This is a genomic window from Acinetobacter sp. ANC 5414 (assembly GCF_013004295.1).
Taxonomy (GTDB): Bacteria; Pseudomonadota; Gammaproteobacteria; order Pseudomonadales; family Moraxellaceae; genus Acinetobacter.
Genome location: NZ_JABERM010000032.1, coordinates 88,757 through 106,092 on the forward strand (window position 1 = coordinate 88,757; position 17,336 = coordinate 106,092).

The following is a 17,336-nucleotide window of genomic DNA, read 5'->3' on the forward strand; positions in this document are numbered from 1 at the left end:
ATCTCCCCTTTAAAAAGGGGGGAGACTTTTAATAAGGAATTTAGAAGGAAAAAGGCAGATAGGTATAAATCAAACCATAAGTCACGGCTGCTGTTAAAGTTGCAGGCACGATTTGCTTAAACTTAAAATACAGTCCGGCTAAGGTTAAAAAGCCCACCAGCATGGCAAAGCTTTTATTTGGTGTTTCCATCAGTGGTGGAAGGGTTGCAACCACCAGCATGGAACTAATCGCGGCAATGCCGATACTGCCTAGAGCGATTTTGATCCAAACCGAGCCACGCTTTTGCGAGTTTTGCTGATGTTTTTGAATCACATAAAAAGGACCAAAACGTGATGCAAAATTGGCAATTCCCACGATGATGCCAACGAGAATAATTTCAAGATTCATGCGCTTCTCCCAATTCATCATCGTGTTGTTTTAAAACATAGTACTTAAATAAGCCGGCCAAAATACCGGATAAAATCCCAATGAAAATCGCAGCCGATAAATTAATGAAATAACAGGCGATGGTTGAAACAATTAAACAAACAGTGACGATAAAAGTGTGTTTCTTCTCAAATGCCGCCAGCAGGAAGCTTAAGAACAGTGCAGGAAGCAGGAAATCCAGTGCAGCTTGTAAGAATTGCGGTAAATTGCTGACCTGATCTGCAAATAAGCCACCCAAGAACGAACCTAAAGCCCATGACATCCAGCTAAATAGGCTGACACCTAACATCCAGGATTCAGACCATTCCTGACGACGTTGCGACAGTTTAATCATCCCGGAAGCAAATACTTCATCAGTCAGACCCCAAGCCCAAACTGCGGTCTTTTTTAAGTTTAATTTATCTTGAATCAGGTTTTGCAGCGCGGGACCATAGAGTAGATGACGAATATCGAGGGCAATCACCGTGAGCGCTGTCATCCAGATAGATGTACCACTACCGAGTAAAGCGACCACTAAAAATTGACTGGCGCCTGCATACATGGAGCAGGATAAAAACAGGGCTTCCCAAGGAGTAAAGCCAAATTGTGTGGCAGAAACACCGAAGGCAAAAGAAACTGGAAGATAAGTAAAAATAATGGCTTGACTGTCTTTAGCGCCTTGCCAAAAGCCAGCAGCTTGTACTGGAGGGAGTTTGTGCTCAGACACGACACACCTAAGGAGAGTTAGACAATGAGGGTAAAATGGTGATTGAGTATTCTACCCGAATTCACTAGCATAGTGCCGAAATGTTTGTATAGGCAGCCGATATGTTTGCGTTAAAATCACGTGTAATAGTGATGATTTCTGTGCTGTGCAGTATGTTTGCATTGCAGGCTTGTGGTAACCCATCTGAAGAACCCGAGCAGAAAGTTGAAATTAAGGCTGCACCAAAGCTCAGCAATGATGCGACCACGTATGCCAATGAAGCCTGGAAATTCATGAATCAAGTCGATGGTTTGGTATATGCAAAACGACTGGATGTGCTTGAAGAACAGGTTCGTAAACCTGCCCGCAAGTTAAGCACCGATTGGCGCATTAATGTCAAAATGACCGATTCGGTGACTGAAGGTAAATATGCACTCTGCCGTAAAGCATTGACCAGTTTAGAAATATGGGCGCGTGAAAGCATCGATCAATCGAGTTCGGTTGCACAAAAGCAAGCAGATTATGAACGAGATAAAGCACAGTGCAAGGATGCAATTGATCATCCTGCGCTTGGAAATACTGACCCGAAAAAGAAAGGGGTTTAATGCAGATAAAGCGAGGCAAAGGCCTCGTTTTTTTTTCATCCTAATTTTTGGAAGTTTACTTCTATTTATAGTTAAAAAGAATCAATAATATTTTAAAGTGATAACTTGATGAATATATATAATTATCATTAATTGATAATATGTGTATAATAAATCGCATTAATGTTGTTATTTTTTTGATAAAAATCTAAACAACTTCCATTTATTGACTGATTAGGAGTAAAAAAAGATGTTTTATAAAGTGTTTTTATCAATAAGTGTGGTGGCGGCTTTAAGTGTTTGTAGTAGTGTGGCAATTGCAGCAGAACAATTACAGTCAATCCAATCTACATCAGAAAGCGAAAATGAAGTTGCACCATGTAGCAATGGTTTTGATGACGTCAATGTTTGCCAATTACGTTCGTAATGGATATATAAGAATAATGAGTGCAATCCAATATAGGCCCGATGAGGCCTGAATAAGATAAATACTGCAATAGTATGATCTGAATAGCTTGATTGAATATTTCTTATTTTTAATTCAAAGGCATTGGAAATGCATGTGCGATTCGATGCAATTCTGCCAGATCCAAAATTTCGATTTTCCGAAAAGAAAGCCGCAAAATATTCTGCTTCTCTAAGGCTTGCAGTTCCTGGTTTACGGTTTGTCTGGAACAGGTCAGCATTTGCGCCAATTGTTCTTGCGATAAATGAATGATATTTGTTTCAATCATCAAATGATTGCCATAGCCATTTAAGATGAACATTAAGCGTTGTGCTAAACGCTGGGTCATGCTTTGAGTCTGAATCGAAATCAGTTCTAAAAAAGCAAAACGTAACTTTTGGCTGGTCAATTGTGCAATGTGATACCAAAAAACAGGATGTGCTGCGAGCAGCTTTTGAATGGCTGGACTTGGAATATGCAAGATCAGACTTTTTTGAATGGCGATGGCATCGTGCGAGCGAGGTTGGGCATCGACCAGTGATATTTCGCCAAACCACATAATCGGTTCAACAATCGCCGCCACAGATTCTTTGCCTGCAATATCAATATAGCCTAAGCGAACAGCACCCTCTAAAACGGCATAGATCCCATTGAACAGGTCACCTGAATGAAAGATGGCTTGTTCCTTCGTAAAATGCTGTTGCATCGCATGGCTTACAATGAATTCCTTGAACAGTGAAGGTAATTGTGAAAACCACATGTTATTTTCTAAATCAGCAATATAAATGGGCTCGAGCACTTCAATTCCTTTTAATGCGAGTTGTCATTTAGCCGACAACTTTGTCTTTGGTTTTTTTATATAGTGGAAGAATAAGTGTAACAAGGAAGAACAACATGACCAAATTAGAACAGCTGCTCAGCCAGTATGCAGCCTATCATTTAGACCACAAAAACATTTTGACGCATTTTGTGGGTATTCCTTTAATTGTCTTTGCTATTCTTTGTTTAACCGCAAGAGCAGGCTTTACGTTGTCAGGAATAGAGCTGACCTTAGCCTTAGTGATTATCGTAGTCACGAGTATTTACTATTTTAGCCTCGATCGAATTTTTGCTTTAATTATGTTGATCGTTTTGGTCGCAGCCTATCCCTTGACCTTGAAAATTGCCCATCTGCAACTTGCCGCTTGGTTAAGCTTAAGTATTGGCATCTTCGTGGTGGGTTGGGTATTTCAGTTTGTGGGGCATTTTTATGAAAAGAAAAAACCGGCATTTATGGATGACATTATTGGCTTAGCGATTGGTCCATTATTTGTTTTGGCGGAAATGGTGTTCATGCTCGGTTTTCGTAAAGACCTTGAGCAACGTATGCTCGAACATGCACGTGTGTTACGCGCTGAAATGGATAACAAACATATTTCTGCGACCTCACATTAATTAAATGATTGCATAGCCATAAAAAAAGCCCCGACGCATTCGGGGCTTTTTTCGTTTTAACGATTAAACATTAAAACGGAAGTGTAAAACATCACCATCTTGAACGATATAAGTTTTACCTTCTAAACGCCATTTACCGGCTTCTTTCGCGCCAGCTTCGCCATTGTATTGGACGAAATCGTCATACGCGATACATTCAGCACGGATGAAGCCTTTTTCGAAGTCAGTGTGAATCACACCAGCCGCTTGAGGTGCCGTTGCGCCTACTTTAACTGTCCATGCACGAACTTCTTGTACACCTGCGGTGAAGTAAGTTTGTAAACCTAGAAGTGAATAGCCTGCACGGATTACCACGTTAAGACCTGGTTCTTCCATACCCATTGCTTCAAGGAATTCAGCACGGTCTTCATCTTCAAGCAAAGAAATTTCTGCTTCAATTTGGTTGCATAGTGGAACCACAATCGCATTTTCTTCAGCGGCTAATTTTTTAACTGCATCCAAATGTGGATTGTTTTCAAAACCGTCTTCAGCAACGTTAGCAATGTACATGGTTGGTTTTAAAGTCATTAAACCAAAACCACGCACCAATTTACGTTCTTCATCATCAAGGTCAGCTGCGCGAGCCGGTTTACCTTCATCCAGTAATGGTTGGATTTTTTCTAAAATTGCTTTAACGGCAATCGCTTCTTTATCGCCACTTTTTGCAGATTTTGCTAAACGGGTGATGGCTTTCGCAACAGCTTCAAGGTCAGCCAGTGCAAGTTCAGTGTTGATGGTTGCGATGTCATCTAGCGGGTCAATCTTACCATTTACGTGAATCACGTTTTCATCTTCAAAACAACGAACCACGTGCGCAATTGCATCGGTTTCACGGATGTTGGCAAGGAACTGGTTGCCCAAGCCTTCACCTTTAGATGCGCCCGCAACTAAACCTGCAATATCCACAAATTCCATTGCAGTTGGAACAACGCGTTGTGGTTTAACGATTTCCGCAAGTTTGTCCATGCGTAGGTCAGGTACAGGAACGATACCGGTGTTTGGCTCAATGGTACAGAACGGGAAGTTTTCTGCAGCAATCGCAGCTTTAGTCAATGCATTGAAAAGTGTAGATTTACCAACGTTCGGCAAGCCGACAATACCGCAATTAAAACCCATGAAATGACTCACAAAGTATACTTTAAAAATTGTGGCTGATTTTACATGAAAGCCACCACAAAGTCAGGTCATGGCTTTCATGTTTATTGAAAACAACTGAAACGTATATCCTTTAAATTTTACGTTTGTCGAGTTGGTTGGCCAGCGTATCGCCCGTTGCTTGAATGAGCATGACTAAAACAATCAGCACCACAATAACGGCCAACATGATTTGCATATCAAAACGCTGATAACCATAACGGTAGGCAATATCTCCCAAACCGCCTGCGCCAATGGCACCGGCAATCGCAGATGAGTTGATCATGGTGACTAAAGTCACGGTAAATCCTGCCACAATACCGGGTAGCGCTTCAGGTAGAAGCACATGCCAGACAATCTGTTTGCGGTTACAGCCCATGGCTTGTGCAGCCTCGATCAATCCCTGATCGACTTCACGCAAACTGACTTCGGCAATACGTGCAAAGAAAGGTGTCGCGGCAAGGGTAAGGGGAACTACAGCAGCCCATACCCCATAACTGGTACCAACGATGAGTCGAGTCAGTGGAATGAGCGCGACCATTAAAATCAGGAAGGGAATTGAGCGGGTGATATTAACAATCCAGCCTAAAGACTGATTAATGCTTTTCGAAGGATAAATACCGTGTTCCGAAGTATTGACCAAAATCACGGCCATCGGCAGACCAATCAGCAGGGCAAAAAATGCCGAAACGCCGACCATCAATAAAGTATCGATGGTGCCGGTAATTAACAGATCAATGAGTTGGTCGTGCATAGCCCAATACCTCTAGATGCGCAATCTGGTTTTTTAATTGTTGCGTGAGTTGCTGGATATCAATATCTAAATCAGCTACGCCGACAATTAAAGTGCCAACCAAATGATTTTGAATGGTATCGATGTGACTTTGATAGAGATGTACCGAATGCCCAAAGCGATTTAAAATTTGTGCAAGGTCAGGGGAATGTCTGGCTTCACTGGCATATTTCAATTTTAAAATAGTATGTGAAACCGCATTGTCCTTTTCAGGATAAACCGTAAAGGGTAAATCCAGTTGTTCCAGATTGAGTAGCTCTTGGGTAATCGGCTGTTCTGGATTAGAAAACACAGACCAGACTTGTCCGGATTCCACGATTTCGCCTTTTTCAATTACTACCACCTGATCGCAAATTTCACGGATCACCTGCATTTCATGGGTAATCAGCACAATGGTAATCCCCAGTTTCTGATTGATTTGTTTGAGCAGGGAAAGCACCACCGAGGTGCTTTCAGGATCCAGTGCAGAAGTCGCTTCATCGCAGAGTAAGATTTCTGGATGGCTCACCAAAGCACGGGCAATCCCGACACGCTGTTTTTGCCCGCCCGAAAGCTGTGAGGGATAATGTTGGGCTTTATCGCCAAGTCCCACCAATTCCAGAACTTCATTGACGCGTTGTTGAATATCTGCCTTGTTGAAGTTTGAAATTTTTAACGGTAGCGCGACATTTTCCCAAACGGTTTTGGCGGACATTAAATTAAAATGCTGGAAAATCATGCCAATTTTCTTGCGCAACTGAATTAAATCCTGATGATTTAAGGTGGCTATTTCCTGTTGATGGATATGAATGCTGCCTTCATTGGCCTGTTCCAATCCATTTAGGGTACGAAGTAGCGAGGATTTACCTGCGCCACTTTTACCAATAATGCCCAAAATCTTGCCTTGTGGAATATCGAGATTAATATTCTTTAAGGCATGCACCTGTTTATCCTGTACATCATAAAATTTATTCAAGTGCCGGATTTTAATATGCGGCACTGAAAAATCGATTTGTGAACCAAAACTCACCATGGTGATTCTCCTTATTTCCAGCCTTCAAACCACATGCCTTGCCCAAAATATTCATTCAAAATTTCGCGAACTTTGGCAGAATTCTGGAATGCTTGGACAAAGGTGGCCAGTTTTTGGTCTTGATCTGGGTAGTCTTTACGCGTCACAAATAAAATGGCATATTTTTTATCCACTGGGTCAATAAACAGGGCTGAATTTGGATCAGCGACTTTTGCCATTTTTAAATAATGGGGAAAGCCCATAATCAGGTCAGCTTCGTTATATGCATGTGCTGTTTGTGGGCCTTCAACTTCAATTAACTTGAGTTGTTTCGGGTTGCTGGTGATGTCCTGCAATGTAGTCAATTCATTGTTGACATCTTTTACAGTGAGCAAACCTGCACGAGCTAATAGGGTCAAGCCACGGGATAAGTTCACAGGATCATTCGGCACAACGACTTTGGCCTGATCTGGAATTTGATTAAGTGAACGATATTTTTTGGAATACAAACCGACATGACTGCCAGAACCTTTGCCAAAGGCATGTAAGTTATAACCTGTTTCATGTACGGCATTGGCCAGGAACACACTTTGCTGAAAAAAGTTGGCATCGATATCGCCGTTTTGAACTGCCACATTGGGAGCTTGCCAGTCTGAAAACTCGATCAGTTCGACATTAATGCCTTGGGCTTTAACTTCGTCAGCCACACTTCTTAAAAGTTCGGCATAGGGTGGGCTAATACCAATTTTCAGTGTGTCACTGTGTTTATTGCTATTGATCCAGCGATAGCCTGTCAGCCCGACCACAAGCGCAATCACCACTGCTGTAATAACCCAAAGTTTGGTATTGTTTTTAACTGTATTTGACATGATCTTATTTCCAGCCCGGGAACCAGAGTTTGGCACCGAAATCTGCGTCCAAAGCCTGTTTCACTTTTGCAGAGTTCTGATAGATCTCGACAAACTTTTTCAGCTTGTCATTTTTATCCTGGTAGTCATCACGCACGGCAAACAGGATGGCATAGCGTGTGTCAGTGTTAGAGTCAAATAACAAGGCTTGTTCAGGGTCAGCCGTTTTCGCCAAACGTAAGTAATGCGGGTAGCCAAAAGCCAGATCGACATCATCAATAGCACGTGCGGTTTGTGGACCTTCCACTTCAACAAACTGTAATTTTTTAGTGTTGGTTGCAATGTCTTTCAGACTAGATAAATAGTTTTCCGGATCTTTGAGTGTGATCAGTTTTGCCTGTTGTAAAAGCAGTAGAGCACGTCCCTGATTCACCGGATCGTTTGGAACCACGACTTTAGCGCCGTCTTTTAATTCATCAAAACTTTTGATTTTATTTGAATACAAACCCACATGCGTTGCCGCACCTTTGGCAAATGCCTTGATCTTGAAGTCAGTTTCTTTTTTCGCATTATCCAGGAAAGGTTGGTGCTGAAAGAAGTTGGCATCAATATCGCCATGGTTTAATGTGATATTGGGTGTATTCCAGTCAGAAAATTCCACCAGTTTGACGTTTAGACCTTGTTGCTTGGCTTCGGTAGCTGCCACCTGTAACGGTTTGGCAAAGGATGGACTAATGCCAATCACCAGTTCATCAGAAGCGGATTTTTTTTGTTGATTCCAGACCACCAGTCCAATAATCACGGCGGCAATAATCACCCCAATAATGCTGAATTTGGTTTTCGCTGTTTGTGTCATGTTGCACCTCAAAATTTATGCGGATTGTTTTTGCTTTAAGTTGGAATTCGAAGTTGAGGCGGAGCTTTGACATCGAAATTGCTGAACAGGATGAGAAGCTGAAAGCTGATCTCCCTGCTGAAAGAGTTTGTGTCTTAAACTGCCGTGTTCATATGCGGTTTTATAACGACTGCGTTGCTGTAATTCAGGAATCACGAAACGAATAAAGTCATGGTGCGATTCAGGGGCAACGGTGCGGGTCAGGTTAAAACCATCAATCCCTGTTTCATCCATTAACTGAATCAGTTTTTCTGCCACGGTTGCGCCACTGCCGACAATCAGGGGATAACGACCACCCAGAACATGCTGTGCTTTTAAATCATTTTTAGTGATTTTCTGTTCTTTAAACTTATTGTTGACTGAAGCAATACTGTTGGTCTTTTGGTAGGGAATGGCTTCGTCATCGGCAAATTTAGACAGATCAATACCGACTGAACTGGAGAAATGGGCAAGACCTGCTTCAGGACTGGCATAAGCAATATATTCATCCAGCTTCTGCTGTGCCAGTTCATCGGTTTCCGCAGTCACGACGGTAATGCCGACAAAGATTTTAATGTCTTCGGGATTGCGGCCTTGATCGGTGGCTTGCTGACGAATTTGATCGACCTGTTTTTTGATTTTTTTAGGTTGATCGCCCCCAATGAACATGCCTTCTGCATGCTGAGTAGCAAAAGCTAAACCACGAGGAGACGCGCCCGCCTGGAATAAAACCGGGGTGCGTTGAATCGATGGTGAAACCTGAAATACACCCTGGCTTTGATAAAACTGACCTTGATGCTGTACTAGATGAACTTTAGATGGATCAGTAAAAATACGATTTTGCTTGTCTTTTAAGACGGCGTCGTTTTCCCAGGAACCTTCCCATAATTTATAACAAAGCTGTAAAAACTCTTCGGCTTGCTCATAGCGCAGGTCGTGGTCTTTTAAACCTTTTTCACCAATTAATCGCTGTGCGCTGTCTAGATAACCGGTGACAATATTCCAGCCGATACGACCTTGGGTCAGATGATCCAGACTGGCAAAACGACGTGCAAACTGGTAAGGCGATTCATAGCTTAAGTTCACCGTAATTCCAAAACCTAGATTTTGCGTCACGGCAGCCATAGCTGAAACCAAGGTGGTTGGATCATGGCTCGGTAACTGAATTGATTCTTTTAAAGTCAGGCCAATGTCATTTTGATAGACATCATAAACCCCAGTAATGTCAGCAATGAACAATCCATCAAACAGACCTTGTTCTAAAGTTTGAGCCAAATCCGTCCAGTAGCTGAGTTCATTAAAGCGATGCGACTGATCACGTGGATGGGTCCATAAGCCATGGTTGATATGACCGACACAGTTCATGTCAAAGGCATTGAGCAGGATTTTCTTTGCTGTATTTGGCGTTGAGGTTGTTGTCATTACAATGTCCCTCGGCGTGGTGGCAATACACCGTTTAACACATGATTGGCAATGAAATAATATTTCCAGCGAGAGGCATCATGCAGGGTATGTACGCGGGCATTGCGCCAGAAACGGTCCAGACCATCTTCACGCTGACTGCCACGGCTGCCTGCCAGTTCAATCAGTTTAGATGAAGCCTTTAACGCTGTTTCAGTACTGTGAGCGCGCACCTTTGCGACATCGAGAGAGGCTTTGGCAACATTTTCTGCTGTAGGTGCAGGTTTGGCCGCATCAATAGAACGCGCTGCCTGTTTGAGTAACACTTCAGAAGCACGCACATCGGCAACAATACGACCCAGTTCAAACAGGGTGAGCGGATCATCAGTGGCTTTGTCGACACCTGAATCAATCCATGGACGCGCTTGACGCACACGATTCAGGGTTTCTTCAAATGCAGCACGCGCAATTCCGGTTTCAATCGCGGCATGCATAATTTGTGCAAATGGGCCGGAAATGGTCGGTTGTAAATACGCAGTATCAAATGGAATAACATCTTCCGCTTCTACAAAAACGTTATTAAATTTAACGGTGCCACTGCCGGTGGTGCGTTGTCCAAAACCAGACCAGTCATCGACTAATTCTAAGCCTTCACTTTGACGAGGAATAAAAGCCAGAAATTCACGGTCATGTTCATCTTTCACCAAGGTAGGGATACGATGAGCAAATAAACTGCCGGTGCAATAAAACTTTTCACCATTGACCAAGAAACCGTGTTCAGTGGAGCTAATGGCGGTTTGCTTTTGTGCGGCATTCTTGGTTTTAAATTCTGCCAAAGCATTACCAAAACGAGCACCTTTTAAAACTTCGGCATACAGTTTCTGCTTTTGTTGCTCTGAGCCGGTATTGCGTAAAATTTCTAAACCATAGAAATGATTTTGTGGAATTTGTCCAATTGAACCATCGACACCACTCATTAAGGCGATAACTTGCGCCACGGTATAGCTTGAAACCTCTGCGCCACCATATTGCTTAGGCACAGTAATTGCCCATAAGCCGGATTGGCTGTACGCCTCAATTTCTTCAAAGGGCAGAAGACGTTCAGCATCACGTTGCACAGCATTGGTTTTAAATTGTTCTGCTAACGCGTGTGCAATTTCCAGTGCTTCTGCATCAGACTGAATAATATGTGCATGCGCCAATTGTTGTGCTTGAGACTGGTTAAGTTCTTGATATGAAGTCATGTTTATTACTCCTTAAATCCAGGCGTGGCGGGCAGGGAGTTTATGATTCAGGTAATAATTCCCAAGCGCATGCAATTTCCAGCGCACCGGATCATGCAGGGTATGCACACGGGCATTGCGCCAATGCTGATCCAGATTGTGCTGACTGAGACTGGAACGACTACCGCCGAGTTCGAGTAGTTTTTCAGAAATGTGCAGTGCCGCATCATTGGCATAGATTTTTGCTTCTGCCACAAGAATCGAGGCTTTAGCTGCTTGTTCATCCGTCACGGCATCGAGTTGATCCAGTTCATCTAAATATTCAGCCGCTTCATCCAGTAATAAGATGGCAGCATCCAGTAACACATTCGATTTACCGACTTCTTGTAGGGTGTAATGTTCAAAACTGGCTTTTTCGACATTGGCATCAACAATCGGACGTGCTTTCTGTACCGCACTTAGCGTGTCGGCAAATGCCGCTTCTGCAATACCGACATCAATTGCAACTTGTATAAGCTGTGAGTAGGCACCCCGATAGTTTGGCGCATTGCCGAGTAGGCGTTCATCAAAAATTAAAAATGGGTCAACTTCAACATGGTCGAGTTTGACCGTGCCACTTGAAGTGGTACGCTGACCAAAACCGTTCCAGTTATCAATGACTTCAACACCGGCAGCTTCACGATTCACAATAGTTAAAACCACATGACCTTCAGGATGAATGGCTTTAATCGCGAGCCAGTGGGCAAAACTGCTGCCGGTAGAATAAAACTTTTCACCCTCTAAAAAATAATGACCATCTTCAATGGTTAAACGTGTATTTAATGTTTTGGTGTCTTTGGTATGACGTTCTGGACCACCATTGGCTAAGCGTTTTCCTTGTAAAATTTCATTAAAAATAAAGGTCTTTTGTGGTTCTGTACCCATGATGTTAATCATGTTGAGCAGGGCAATCTGGTTTTGCGGAATTTGTCCAACACTTGAATCCGCTTTATTTAAAATGCGAAAAACATGCGCCAAGGTTTTATTGGACACAAAGGCACCACCAAAATTTTGCGGGATGCGAATTCCGCCTAAGCCTTTTTGACTGAATAAATCAATTTCAGCAAACGGTAATTGACGTTTTTGATCACGTTCATTACGACCTTCCAAAGCAAAATCTGCAACTTGGTACGCTGCATTAATCGCATCCTGGTCATTTTTAACCACATGAACATTGTCAGAAATTAAATGAGACATAACGACACCTTAAATAGATATCAAAACGCTACAAGTAATTGGATTCAAAATTAAGTAATTGCTTTTGCAAAGCTTATGAAAAATCATCTTTAAGATAAAAACTGCTAGATTTTTTATAAATTTGAATATGTTAAGTGTTTAAAAATCCACATAATTTAATTTTATCTGTGTTTATATTTGAACTTTAATCTATGGGTTTATCTGCTTTAAAGATAATCAAGACAAAAAAATGTATAAAAATAAATAATCTAGCATTGGACTCTGTACCCAGATTTTTGAATAAAAAGTCCATTGTATTTCTAGGGCAGGGTGACTAAAGTATCCGATTAAGGTTGATGGTTATCTTTATAGCCAGAACTAAAAAAATAACTGCGGAGATTTTATGCGGACTTTATACCAGTTTCCTTTGTCTCATTTTTGTGAGAAAGCGCGCTGGTTGCTCGATCATAAAGAATTGGATTATGTGGCTCATAACCTGATCCCCGGTGTGCATCGTGCATTTGCACAATTAAAAACCGGACAAAACCGTTTACCGATTTTACGTGACCAAGACCGCTGGATTGCGGATTCGACTGAAATTGCCTTGTATTTGGATAAAGTCTATCCTGAGCACGCTTTACTGCGTTCTGATCTACAGCAACGTGAGCTAGCTTTAGAGATTAATCATCAAGCGACAGAATTGGGCAGACATGTACGTCGCTGGGGTTTGGCGCATACTTTGACAGAAAGTGAAGAATCTTTGGATATTCTGATTGGTGAAAAAGGTTATTTACGCCAGTTTGAAAAATATTCAAAACCAATTATCAGAGCCTTGCTGTCTAAAGGCTATCAGCTGAATTCAGATAAAGTGGCTGAGTCTAAACAGCGAATGGATGATTTAATTGAGGTGCTGAATGGACGTCTCATTGAAAATCATGGACGTTATTTTGTCGGTGAACGGTTAGGATTGGCTGATATTGCGGTCTGTTCAATGCTTGCTCCACTTTTGGAAATTCCCGGTACGCCGTGGGAAAAAGAGCATGCTGAAATATTGTCTGAAGAATTTAAAAAATATAAAGAGACTTTAACTGAATTGCCGATCGGGCAATATGTACTGCGAATTTATCAAACTAAACGCAATGCCCGCGTAGATTGGCGCGGTGTTTAAAAGGAACTCATAAAAATACGCGCTATAGAGCGCGTATTTTTTTCTCACTAAAAGACTTACCCAAATACAATCGGTTGCTCGAGTTCTAAGCTTGGAGTTGATGTTGGTAACGTTGTTGCGTCGTAACCTGGTAACGTGCTGCTAGTCAGAGGTTGCAGTAATGATTCCGTGATCCCTGGGATAATGTTGCTTAAATCGATATCACCTAAATTGCTATTGCCTTGTAATAAATCAGAAAGGTTAGTGAAGGTTGTTGGGGTGCCGCCAACGAGCTGTCCAAGCGTATCTGTAATCGTATCCAGATTAAAGTCGCCGCCCAGTAGGCCAGTTAAATCAGGGAGGTCGGCATTGGCAAGCAGTCCCTCTAATTCACCATTGCTATCAATCAGGGCAATCACAGGTTTCAGGGCTTCAATGACATTATTCAGGCTAGCTGAAATATTGCTTAGGTCAGGATCATTGATGGTATCGATAATGACTTTCACCCCATTCAATACATCGTAAATTGCATCCACTGTTTCTGCTTGGCTTGCATCAATTGCACCACTATCCGCCAATAATTTCAGTAAAGGATTAATGCCTTTAATGGTGCCTGAAATGGTTTCAGGAATATTGCCTTGATTCGCTTGGGTCAAGGTTGCCACTAAGGTCGTCACACTACCGACTAGAGTCGGTAAAGTTTGTGACAATTGCGCCATATCTACAGCTGAACCCTCTGGATTAATGGAGGCCAATATCGGCATTAAGTTTTCTGTAAGGTCATATGCAATATCACCAAAATCAGTATTACCACCAATCAGCTTGCCGACCAGATCGGTAATGACACCAATATCGATGTTACCTGAACCGCCGACTAAGCTGCCCACCAGTTGTGTAATCTGTGCGATATCAATATCGCCATTTCCATCAATCAGGTTGCCAATTAGACCTGCAATCGCGCCGATGTCGATATTGCTCGAACCTCCAATGAGACCACCCACCAGCTGAGCGATTTGTGCGATATCAATATCGCCATTGCCACCGATCAACTTGCTAACCAAACCAGCAATCGCACCGATATCTACGCCACCTAAACTGCCAGAACCGCCAATTAAACCACTGACTAGCTGAACAATTTGTGCGATGTCTATGTCGCCATTCCCGCCGATCAAGTTGCTTACTAGGGTAGCAATCGCACCGATATCTACACCACCTAAACTGCCAGAGCCGCCAATTAAGCCACCGACCAGCTGAGCAATTTGTGCGATGTCGATATCGCCATTGCCACCAATCAGGTTGCCGACCAGACCCGCAATCGCGCCGATGTCGATGTTGCTTGAACCACCGATTAAACCACTCACCAGTTGAGCAATTTTAGCAATGTCGATATCGCCATTACCGCCAATTAGGTTAGTAACCAAATTAGCAATTGCAGCGATGTCGATGTTGCTTGAACTACCGATTAAACCACTGACTAGCTGAACAATTTGTGCGATGTCGATATTGCCATTGCCACCAATTAGGTTAGTAACTAAATTAGCAATTGCAGCGATGTCGATATTGCCACTGCCACCAATCAGGTTACTAACCAGACCCGCAATCGCACCGATATTGATGTTGCTTGAACCACCAATTAAACCACCCACCAGTTGTGTGATTTTAGCAATGTCGATATTGCCGGTATTGCCACCGATCAAGCCGCTGACCAGTTGAGAAATCGCTTTAAGATCAAGGTTGCTGATATTGCTGCCCAATAGGCCACTCAATAAATTGGTAATTTGAGGAATACTAAAACTACCACCATTCGATTGAGTTAAACTGTTGATCAGGTTTTGAATATTTAAACTTGAAGTATTTGAACCAGAAAACTGACTCAATAAAGTACTGAGGTTTGTTGTACTCAGTTTACTGCCAGAGAGAAGGTTATTTAATAAGGAGCTAACTGAAGGTTGAGTGATGGAGCCAGTCAGATTAGTAATAAGATTGGTGAGGGTGCCTGAGGTACTTCCACCGAGCAAACCACTTAATAAGCTTTTAGTTTGCGTTTCAGCGGTTAAGACAGGACTCACTTTAGTTTTTATCAAGCTTAGAAGTTGAAAAGCCATGACCATTCCTTGTGTAATATATGTTTTTTTAAAATGCGCTATTTTTATTTTTGGTAGAGCACTTATCTTCTAATCTATTTTTATACACATGTAAAAGATGAGCGGTCATGGTATGGAGGATACTCGAACAGCTCAGCCCGATCTTAAAGTTAGCCCTGAATTTAAATGATTTAAAAAGAAAGATTTAATAAAAATTACCGCTGTTCATTTTTTATAATTAAATGACCAGTGGTCATCTAACCCAACATGAATCAAAAAATTCTTTATAAATTGAGCAAGCTTTTGGAAAATATTTTCAGGATATTAAGACTTTGTGAAAATAAATAATTATTGTATAACGGAGATAGCGCAATATTTTGCGTATCTATTGATTATTGAGAAAGAGTATAAAAATGGAACTGGATCGTTTCGATAAACAAATCCTGGAAATTTTGAATCAGGAAGATGTGAATTTAAATGAGCTTTCAGAGCGCGTTAATTTATCTGTCAGTTCAGTCCATAGACGAATTAAACATTTGATTGATCAAAATATTATTAGCGGTCTTAAACGTGAATTGAATTATAAAAAACTTGGCTTTAGTTTGCATGTATTGCTACAAGTCTCATTAAGTAAACATGACAGCGATACTTTTGCCAAATTTCTTGAGGAACTAGAAAGTATTCCGGAAGTGATTAATGCATTTTTAGTCACGGGGCAATCGGCGGATTTTATTGTCGAAGTTGTTGCGCGAGATATGGAAAATTATAGTGAAATCCTGCTCAAGCGCATTGGAAAAATTGAACATGTCGTGGCCCTGCATTCGAGCTTTGTGATTAAAGAATATAATGTGTTTAACTGTAGTGGATTACTTAATAAAGTTTAATCAAATTAAATACTCAGACATCATCAAAGCTCTTTGCCCATAAAAGTTCTATTGGTTTTCTCAGGCAGCATATTTTTGTGGCTAATCACCGATTTGATTGTGCTGAAAACAGCATGGAAATGGACTGAGATAAATTTTGATTACTTTTAATATCTGATTCAGTATGTCATTTTTCTGTTTAGCCTTCATTCTGCTTTTACGGAAGAGCGAAAATTTCAAGCTTGGTTGAAAGGGCATTGGCTGCATTGCTTGTTTTGATTGGTTTTATTATTTTAGTTTTACCAATAATGTTGATTTTACATACTTCGATTGGGGGACAGCTATAAAAAAACGCACCATGCGGTGCGTTTTAGATTCGAGAAAATATTAGGCTTCAAGCTGCTCTAATACTTCATCTGAAAACTCTACGTTAGTATAAACGTTTTGAACATCATCAAGATCTTCAAACATATCAATCATTTTCAAGATTAGTTTTGCTTGATCGATATCTGTGATTTCAGCTTTAGTGGATGGGCTCATCACAACTTCAGCGTTGTCAGATTTCAAACCTGCAGCAGATAAAGCATCCTGTACATCACCAAATGATTCAGGTGTGGTAATGACTAAGATTTCATCTTCACCCACTTCAATATCTTCTGCACCCGCTTCTAAAGCCACGTCCATGATTTTATCTTCTAAAGAAACATCTTCAAAAGTAATTTCACCACGTTTGGTAAAGAGGTAAGCCACTGAACCGGCTGTACCCAAGTTACCATTGGTTTTAGAGAAGCAATGACGAACGTCAGGTACGGTACGGTTTAAATTGTCTGTCATTGTTTCGACTAGAACAGCTACGCCACCAACACCATAACCTTCGTAAGTGACTTCTTTTAAGTCGTCGTTATCTTCGCCGCCAGCACCACGTTGAATAGCACGGTTGATCACATCACGTGTCATATTTACAGATAATGCTTTTTCGACTACAGCACGTAGACGAGGGTTACTTCCCACATCTGGACCGCCGAGTTTTGCAGCAGTTGTTAATTCACGAATATATTTGGTAAAAACTTTACCACGGCTAGCATCTTGTTTTGCTTTGCGATGCTTGATATTGGCCCACTTGGAATGACCCGCCATGCGAAATATGCT

Annotated in this window: 17 protein-coding genes and 1 pseudogene; 5 read left to right on the forward strand and 13 right to left on the reverse strand. The window is 41.7% G+C overall.

What is annotated here, in order from left to right; genetic code table 11:
• Positions 1–40: 40 nt before the first annotated feature.
• Both ygaH and HLH18_RS14200 read right to left on the reverse strand, forming a co-directional pair.
• The gene (gene ygaH / locus HLH18_RS14195; protein ID WP_067724177.1) at positions 41–388 is read right to left on the reverse strand and encodes an L-valine transporter subunit YgaH; all 348 of its coding nucleotides are present in this window, start codon (positions 386–388) and stop codon (positions 41–43) included.
• Positions 378–1,133, reverse strand: coding sequence for an AzlC family ABC transporter permease (locus HLH18_RS14200; RefSeq protein ID WP_171547350.1), 756 nt, complete (start codon positions 1,131–1,133; stop codon positions 378–380). The genes ygaH and HLH18_RS14200 overlap by 11 nt, the downstream gene beginning before the upstream one ends.
• A gap of 101 nt (positions 1,134–1,234) precedes the next feature.
• Here HLH18_RS14200 and HLH18_RS14205 point away from each other — a divergent pair, with 101 nt between their 5' ends.
• Together HLH18_RS14205 and HLH18_RS14210 are read left to right on the forward strand one after the other, a co-directional pair.
• A complete protein-coding gene (locus tag HLH18_RS14205) occupies positions 1,235–1,717 on the forward strand; it encodes a hypothetical protein (protein ID WP_171547351.1) in 483 nt (160 codons plus the stop codon).
• Positions 1,718–1,946: 229 nt separating this feature from the next.
• A complete protein-coding gene (locus tag HLH18_RS14210; protein ID WP_171547352.1) occupies positions 1,947–2,123 on the forward strand; it encodes a hypothetical protein in 177 nt (58 codons plus the stop codon).
• Between the two features lie 109 nt (positions 2,124–2,232).
• Here the strand turns inward: HLH18_RS14210 and HLH18_RS14215 are convergent, their stop codons facing one another.
• Entirely contained in the window at positions 2,233–2,901 is a 669-nt protein-coding gene (locus HLH18_RS14215; protein WP_171547372.1) for a Crp/Fnr family transcriptional regulator, read from the reverse strand.
• A gap of 134 nt (positions 2,902–3,035) precedes the next feature.
• Here HLH18_RS14215 and HLH18_RS14220 point away from each other — a divergent pair, with 134 nt between their 5' ends.
• Entirely contained in the window at positions 3,036–3,575 is a 540-nt protein-coding gene (locus HLH18_RS14220; RefSeq protein ID WP_171547353.1) for an Mpo1 family 2-hydroxy fatty acid dioxygenase, read from the forward strand.
• A 63-nt stretch (positions 3,576–3,638) separates the two neighbouring features.
• On the opposite strand, the gene ychF is transcribed toward HLH18_RS14220, so the two are convergent.
• The 8 genes from ychF to HLH18_RS14260 all read right to left on the reverse strand — a co-directional run bounded on the left by ychF (position 3,639) and on the right by HLH18_RS14260 (position 12,114).
• Complete coding sequence (ychF, locus tag HLH18_RS14225; RefSeq protein WP_171528828.1) at positions 3,639–4,730, reverse strand: redox-regulated ATPase YchF; 1,092 nt, start codon at positions 4,728–4,730, stop codon at positions 3,639–3,641.
• A 112-nt stretch (positions 4,731–4,842) separates the two neighbouring features.
• Positions 4,843–5,502, reverse strand: a complete 660-nt coding sequence (locus tag HLH18_RS14230; protein ID WP_131267831.1) for a methionine ABC transporter permease — start codon at positions 5,500–5,502, stop codon at positions 4,843–4,845.
• Positions 5,483–6,553, reverse strand: coding sequence for a methionine ABC transporter ATP-binding protein (locus HLH18_RS14235; RefSeq protein WP_171547354.1), 1,071 nt, complete (start codon positions 6,551–6,553; stop codon positions 5,483–5,485). Before HLH18_RS14235 ends, HLH18_RS14230 begins: the two co-directional genes overlap by 20 nt.
• Before the next feature lie 11 nt (positions 6,554–6,564).
• Positions 6,565–7,401, reverse strand: coding sequence for a MetQ/NlpA family ABC transporter substrate-binding protein (locus HLH18_RS14240; protein ID WP_171547355.1), 837 nt, complete (start codon positions 7,399–7,401; stop codon positions 6,565–6,567).
• 4 nt (positions 7,402–7,405) lie between these two features.
• On the reverse strand, positions 7,406–8,236 hold the full coding sequence (locus HLH18_RS14245) for a MetQ/NlpA family ABC transporter substrate-binding protein (RefSeq protein WP_171547356.1): 831 nt from the start codon (positions 8,234–8,236) through the stop codon (positions 7,406–7,408).
• A gap of 15 nt (positions 8,237–8,251) precedes the next feature.
• Positions 8,252–9,676 carry an LLM class flavin-dependent oxidoreductase gene (locus HLH18_RS14250; RefSeq protein WP_171547357.1) on the reverse strand — a complete coding sequence of 475 codons (1,425 nt, stop codon included), beginning with the start codon at positions 9,674–9,676 and terminating at the stop codon, positions 8,252–8,254.
• Positions 9,676–10,899 (reverse strand): SfnB family sulfur acquisition oxidoreductase, encoded by a 1,224-nt coding sequence (locus HLH18_RS14255; protein WP_171547358.1) that lies wholly within the window; start codon positions 10,897–10,899, stop codon positions 9,676–9,678. Before HLH18_RS14255 ends, HLH18_RS14250 begins: the two co-directional genes overlap by 1 nt.
• Before the next feature lie 12 nt (positions 10,900–10,911).
• Positions 10,912–12,114, reverse strand: coding sequence for an SfnB family sulfur acquisition oxidoreductase (locus HLH18_RS14260; protein ID WP_171547359.1), 1,203 nt, complete (start codon positions 12,112–12,114; stop codon positions 10,912–10,914).
• A 382-nt stretch (positions 12,115–12,496) separates the two neighbouring features.
• Here HLH18_RS14260 and HLH18_RS14265 point away from each other — a divergent pair, with 382 nt between their 5' ends.
• The gene (locus HLH18_RS14265) at positions 12,497–13,261 is read left to right on the forward strand and encodes a glutathione S-transferase family protein (RefSeq protein WP_171547360.1); all 765 of its coding nucleotides are present in this window, start codon (positions 12,497–12,499) and stop codon (positions 13,259–13,261) included.
• Between the two features lie 824 nt (positions 13,262–14,085).
• Here the strand turns inward: HLH18_RS14265 and HLH18_RS16375 are convergent.
• Positions 14,086–15,345: pseudogene (locus HLH18_RS16375) on the reverse strand (hypothetical protein); the annotation flags it as partial.
• Positions 15,346–15,737: 392 nt separating this feature from the next.
• On the opposite strand from HLH18_RS16375, the gene HLH18_RS14275 reads away from it, so the two are divergent.
• A complete protein-coding gene (locus tag HLH18_RS14275; RefSeq protein WP_131286409.1) occupies positions 15,738–16,208 on the forward strand; it encodes an Lrp/AsnC family transcriptional regulator in 471 nt (156 codons plus the stop codon).
• A gap of 366 nt (positions 16,209–16,574) precedes the next feature.
• On the opposite strand, the gene HLH18_RS14280 is transcribed toward HLH18_RS14275, so the two are convergent.
• Positions 16,575–17,324, reverse strand: a complete 750-nt coding sequence (locus HLH18_RS14280) for a YebC/PmpR family DNA-binding transcriptional regulator (protein ID WP_131286405.1) — start codon at positions 17,322–17,324, stop codon at positions 16,575–16,577.
• Positions 17,325–17,336: the final 12 nt, after the last annotated feature.

What these genes read in the sequence shown, in the direction of transcription:
- ygaH (WP_067724177.1), bottom strand. Translation starts at nt 388, where the DNA reads ATGAATCTTGAAATTATTCTCGTTGGCATCATCGTGGGAATTGCCAAT.
- HLH18_RS14205 (WP_171547351.1), top strand. Translation starts at nt 1,235, where the DNA reads ATGTTTGCGTTAAAATCACGTGTAATAGTGATGATTTCTGTGCTGTGC.
- HLH18_RS14210 (WP_171547352.1), top strand. Translation starts at nt 1,947, where the DNA reads ATGTTTTATAAAGTGTTTTTATCAATAAGTGTGGTGGCGGCTTTAAGT.
- HLH18_RS14215 (WP_171547372.1), bottom strand. Translation starts at nt 2,901, where the DNA reads ATGTGGTTTTCACAATTACCTTCACTGTTCAAGGAATTCATTGTAAGC.
- HLH18_RS14220 (WP_171547353.1), top strand. Translation starts at nt 3,036, where the DNA reads ATGACCAAATTAGAACAGCTGCTCAGCCAGTATGCAGCCTATCATTTA.
- ychF (WP_171528828.1), bottom strand. Translation starts at nt 4,730, where the DNA reads ATGGGTTTTAATTGCGGTATTGTCGGCTTGCCGAACGTTGGTAAATCT.
- HLH18_RS14230 (WP_131267831.1), bottom strand. Translation starts at nt 5,502, where the DNA reads ATGCACGACCAACTCATTGATCTGTTAATTACCGGCACCATCGATACT.
- HLH18_RS14235 (WP_171547354.1), bottom strand. Translation starts at nt 6,553, where the DNA reads ATGGTGAGTTTTGGTTCACAAATCGATTTTTCAGTGCCGCATATTAAA.
- HLH18_RS14240 (WP_171547355.1), bottom strand. Translation starts at nt 7,401, where the DNA reads ATGTCAAATACAGTTAAAAACAATACCAAACTTTGGGTTATTACAGCA.
- HLH18_RS14245 (WP_171547356.1), bottom strand. Translation starts at nt 8,236, where the DNA reads ATGACACAAACAGCGAAAACCAAATTCAGCATTATTGGGGTGATTATT.
- HLH18_RS14250 (WP_171547357.1), bottom strand. Translation starts at nt 9,676, where the DNA reads ATGACAACAACCTCAACGCCAAATACAGCAAAGAAAATCCTGCTCAAT.
- HLH18_RS14255 (WP_171547358.1), bottom strand. Translation starts at nt 10,899, where the DNA reads ATGACTTCATATCAAGAACTTAACCAGTCTCAAGCACAACAATTGGCG.
- HLH18_RS14260 (WP_171547359.1), bottom strand. Translation starts at nt 12,114, where the DNA reads ATGTCTCATTTAATTTCTGACAATGTTCATGTGGTTAAAAATGACCAG.
- HLH18_RS14265 (WP_171547360.1), top strand. Translation starts at nt 12,497, where the DNA reads ATGCGGACTTTATACCAGTTTCCTTTGTCTCATTTTTGTGAGAAAGCG.
- HLH18_RS14275 (WP_131286409.1), top strand. Translation starts at nt 15,738, where the DNA reads ATGGAACTGGATCGTTTCGATAAACAAATCCTGGAAATTTTGAATCAG.
- HLH18_RS14280 (WP_131286405.1), bottom strand. Translation starts at nt 17,324, where the DNA reads ATGGCGGGTCATTCCAAGTGGGCCAATATCAAGCATCGCAAAGCAAAA.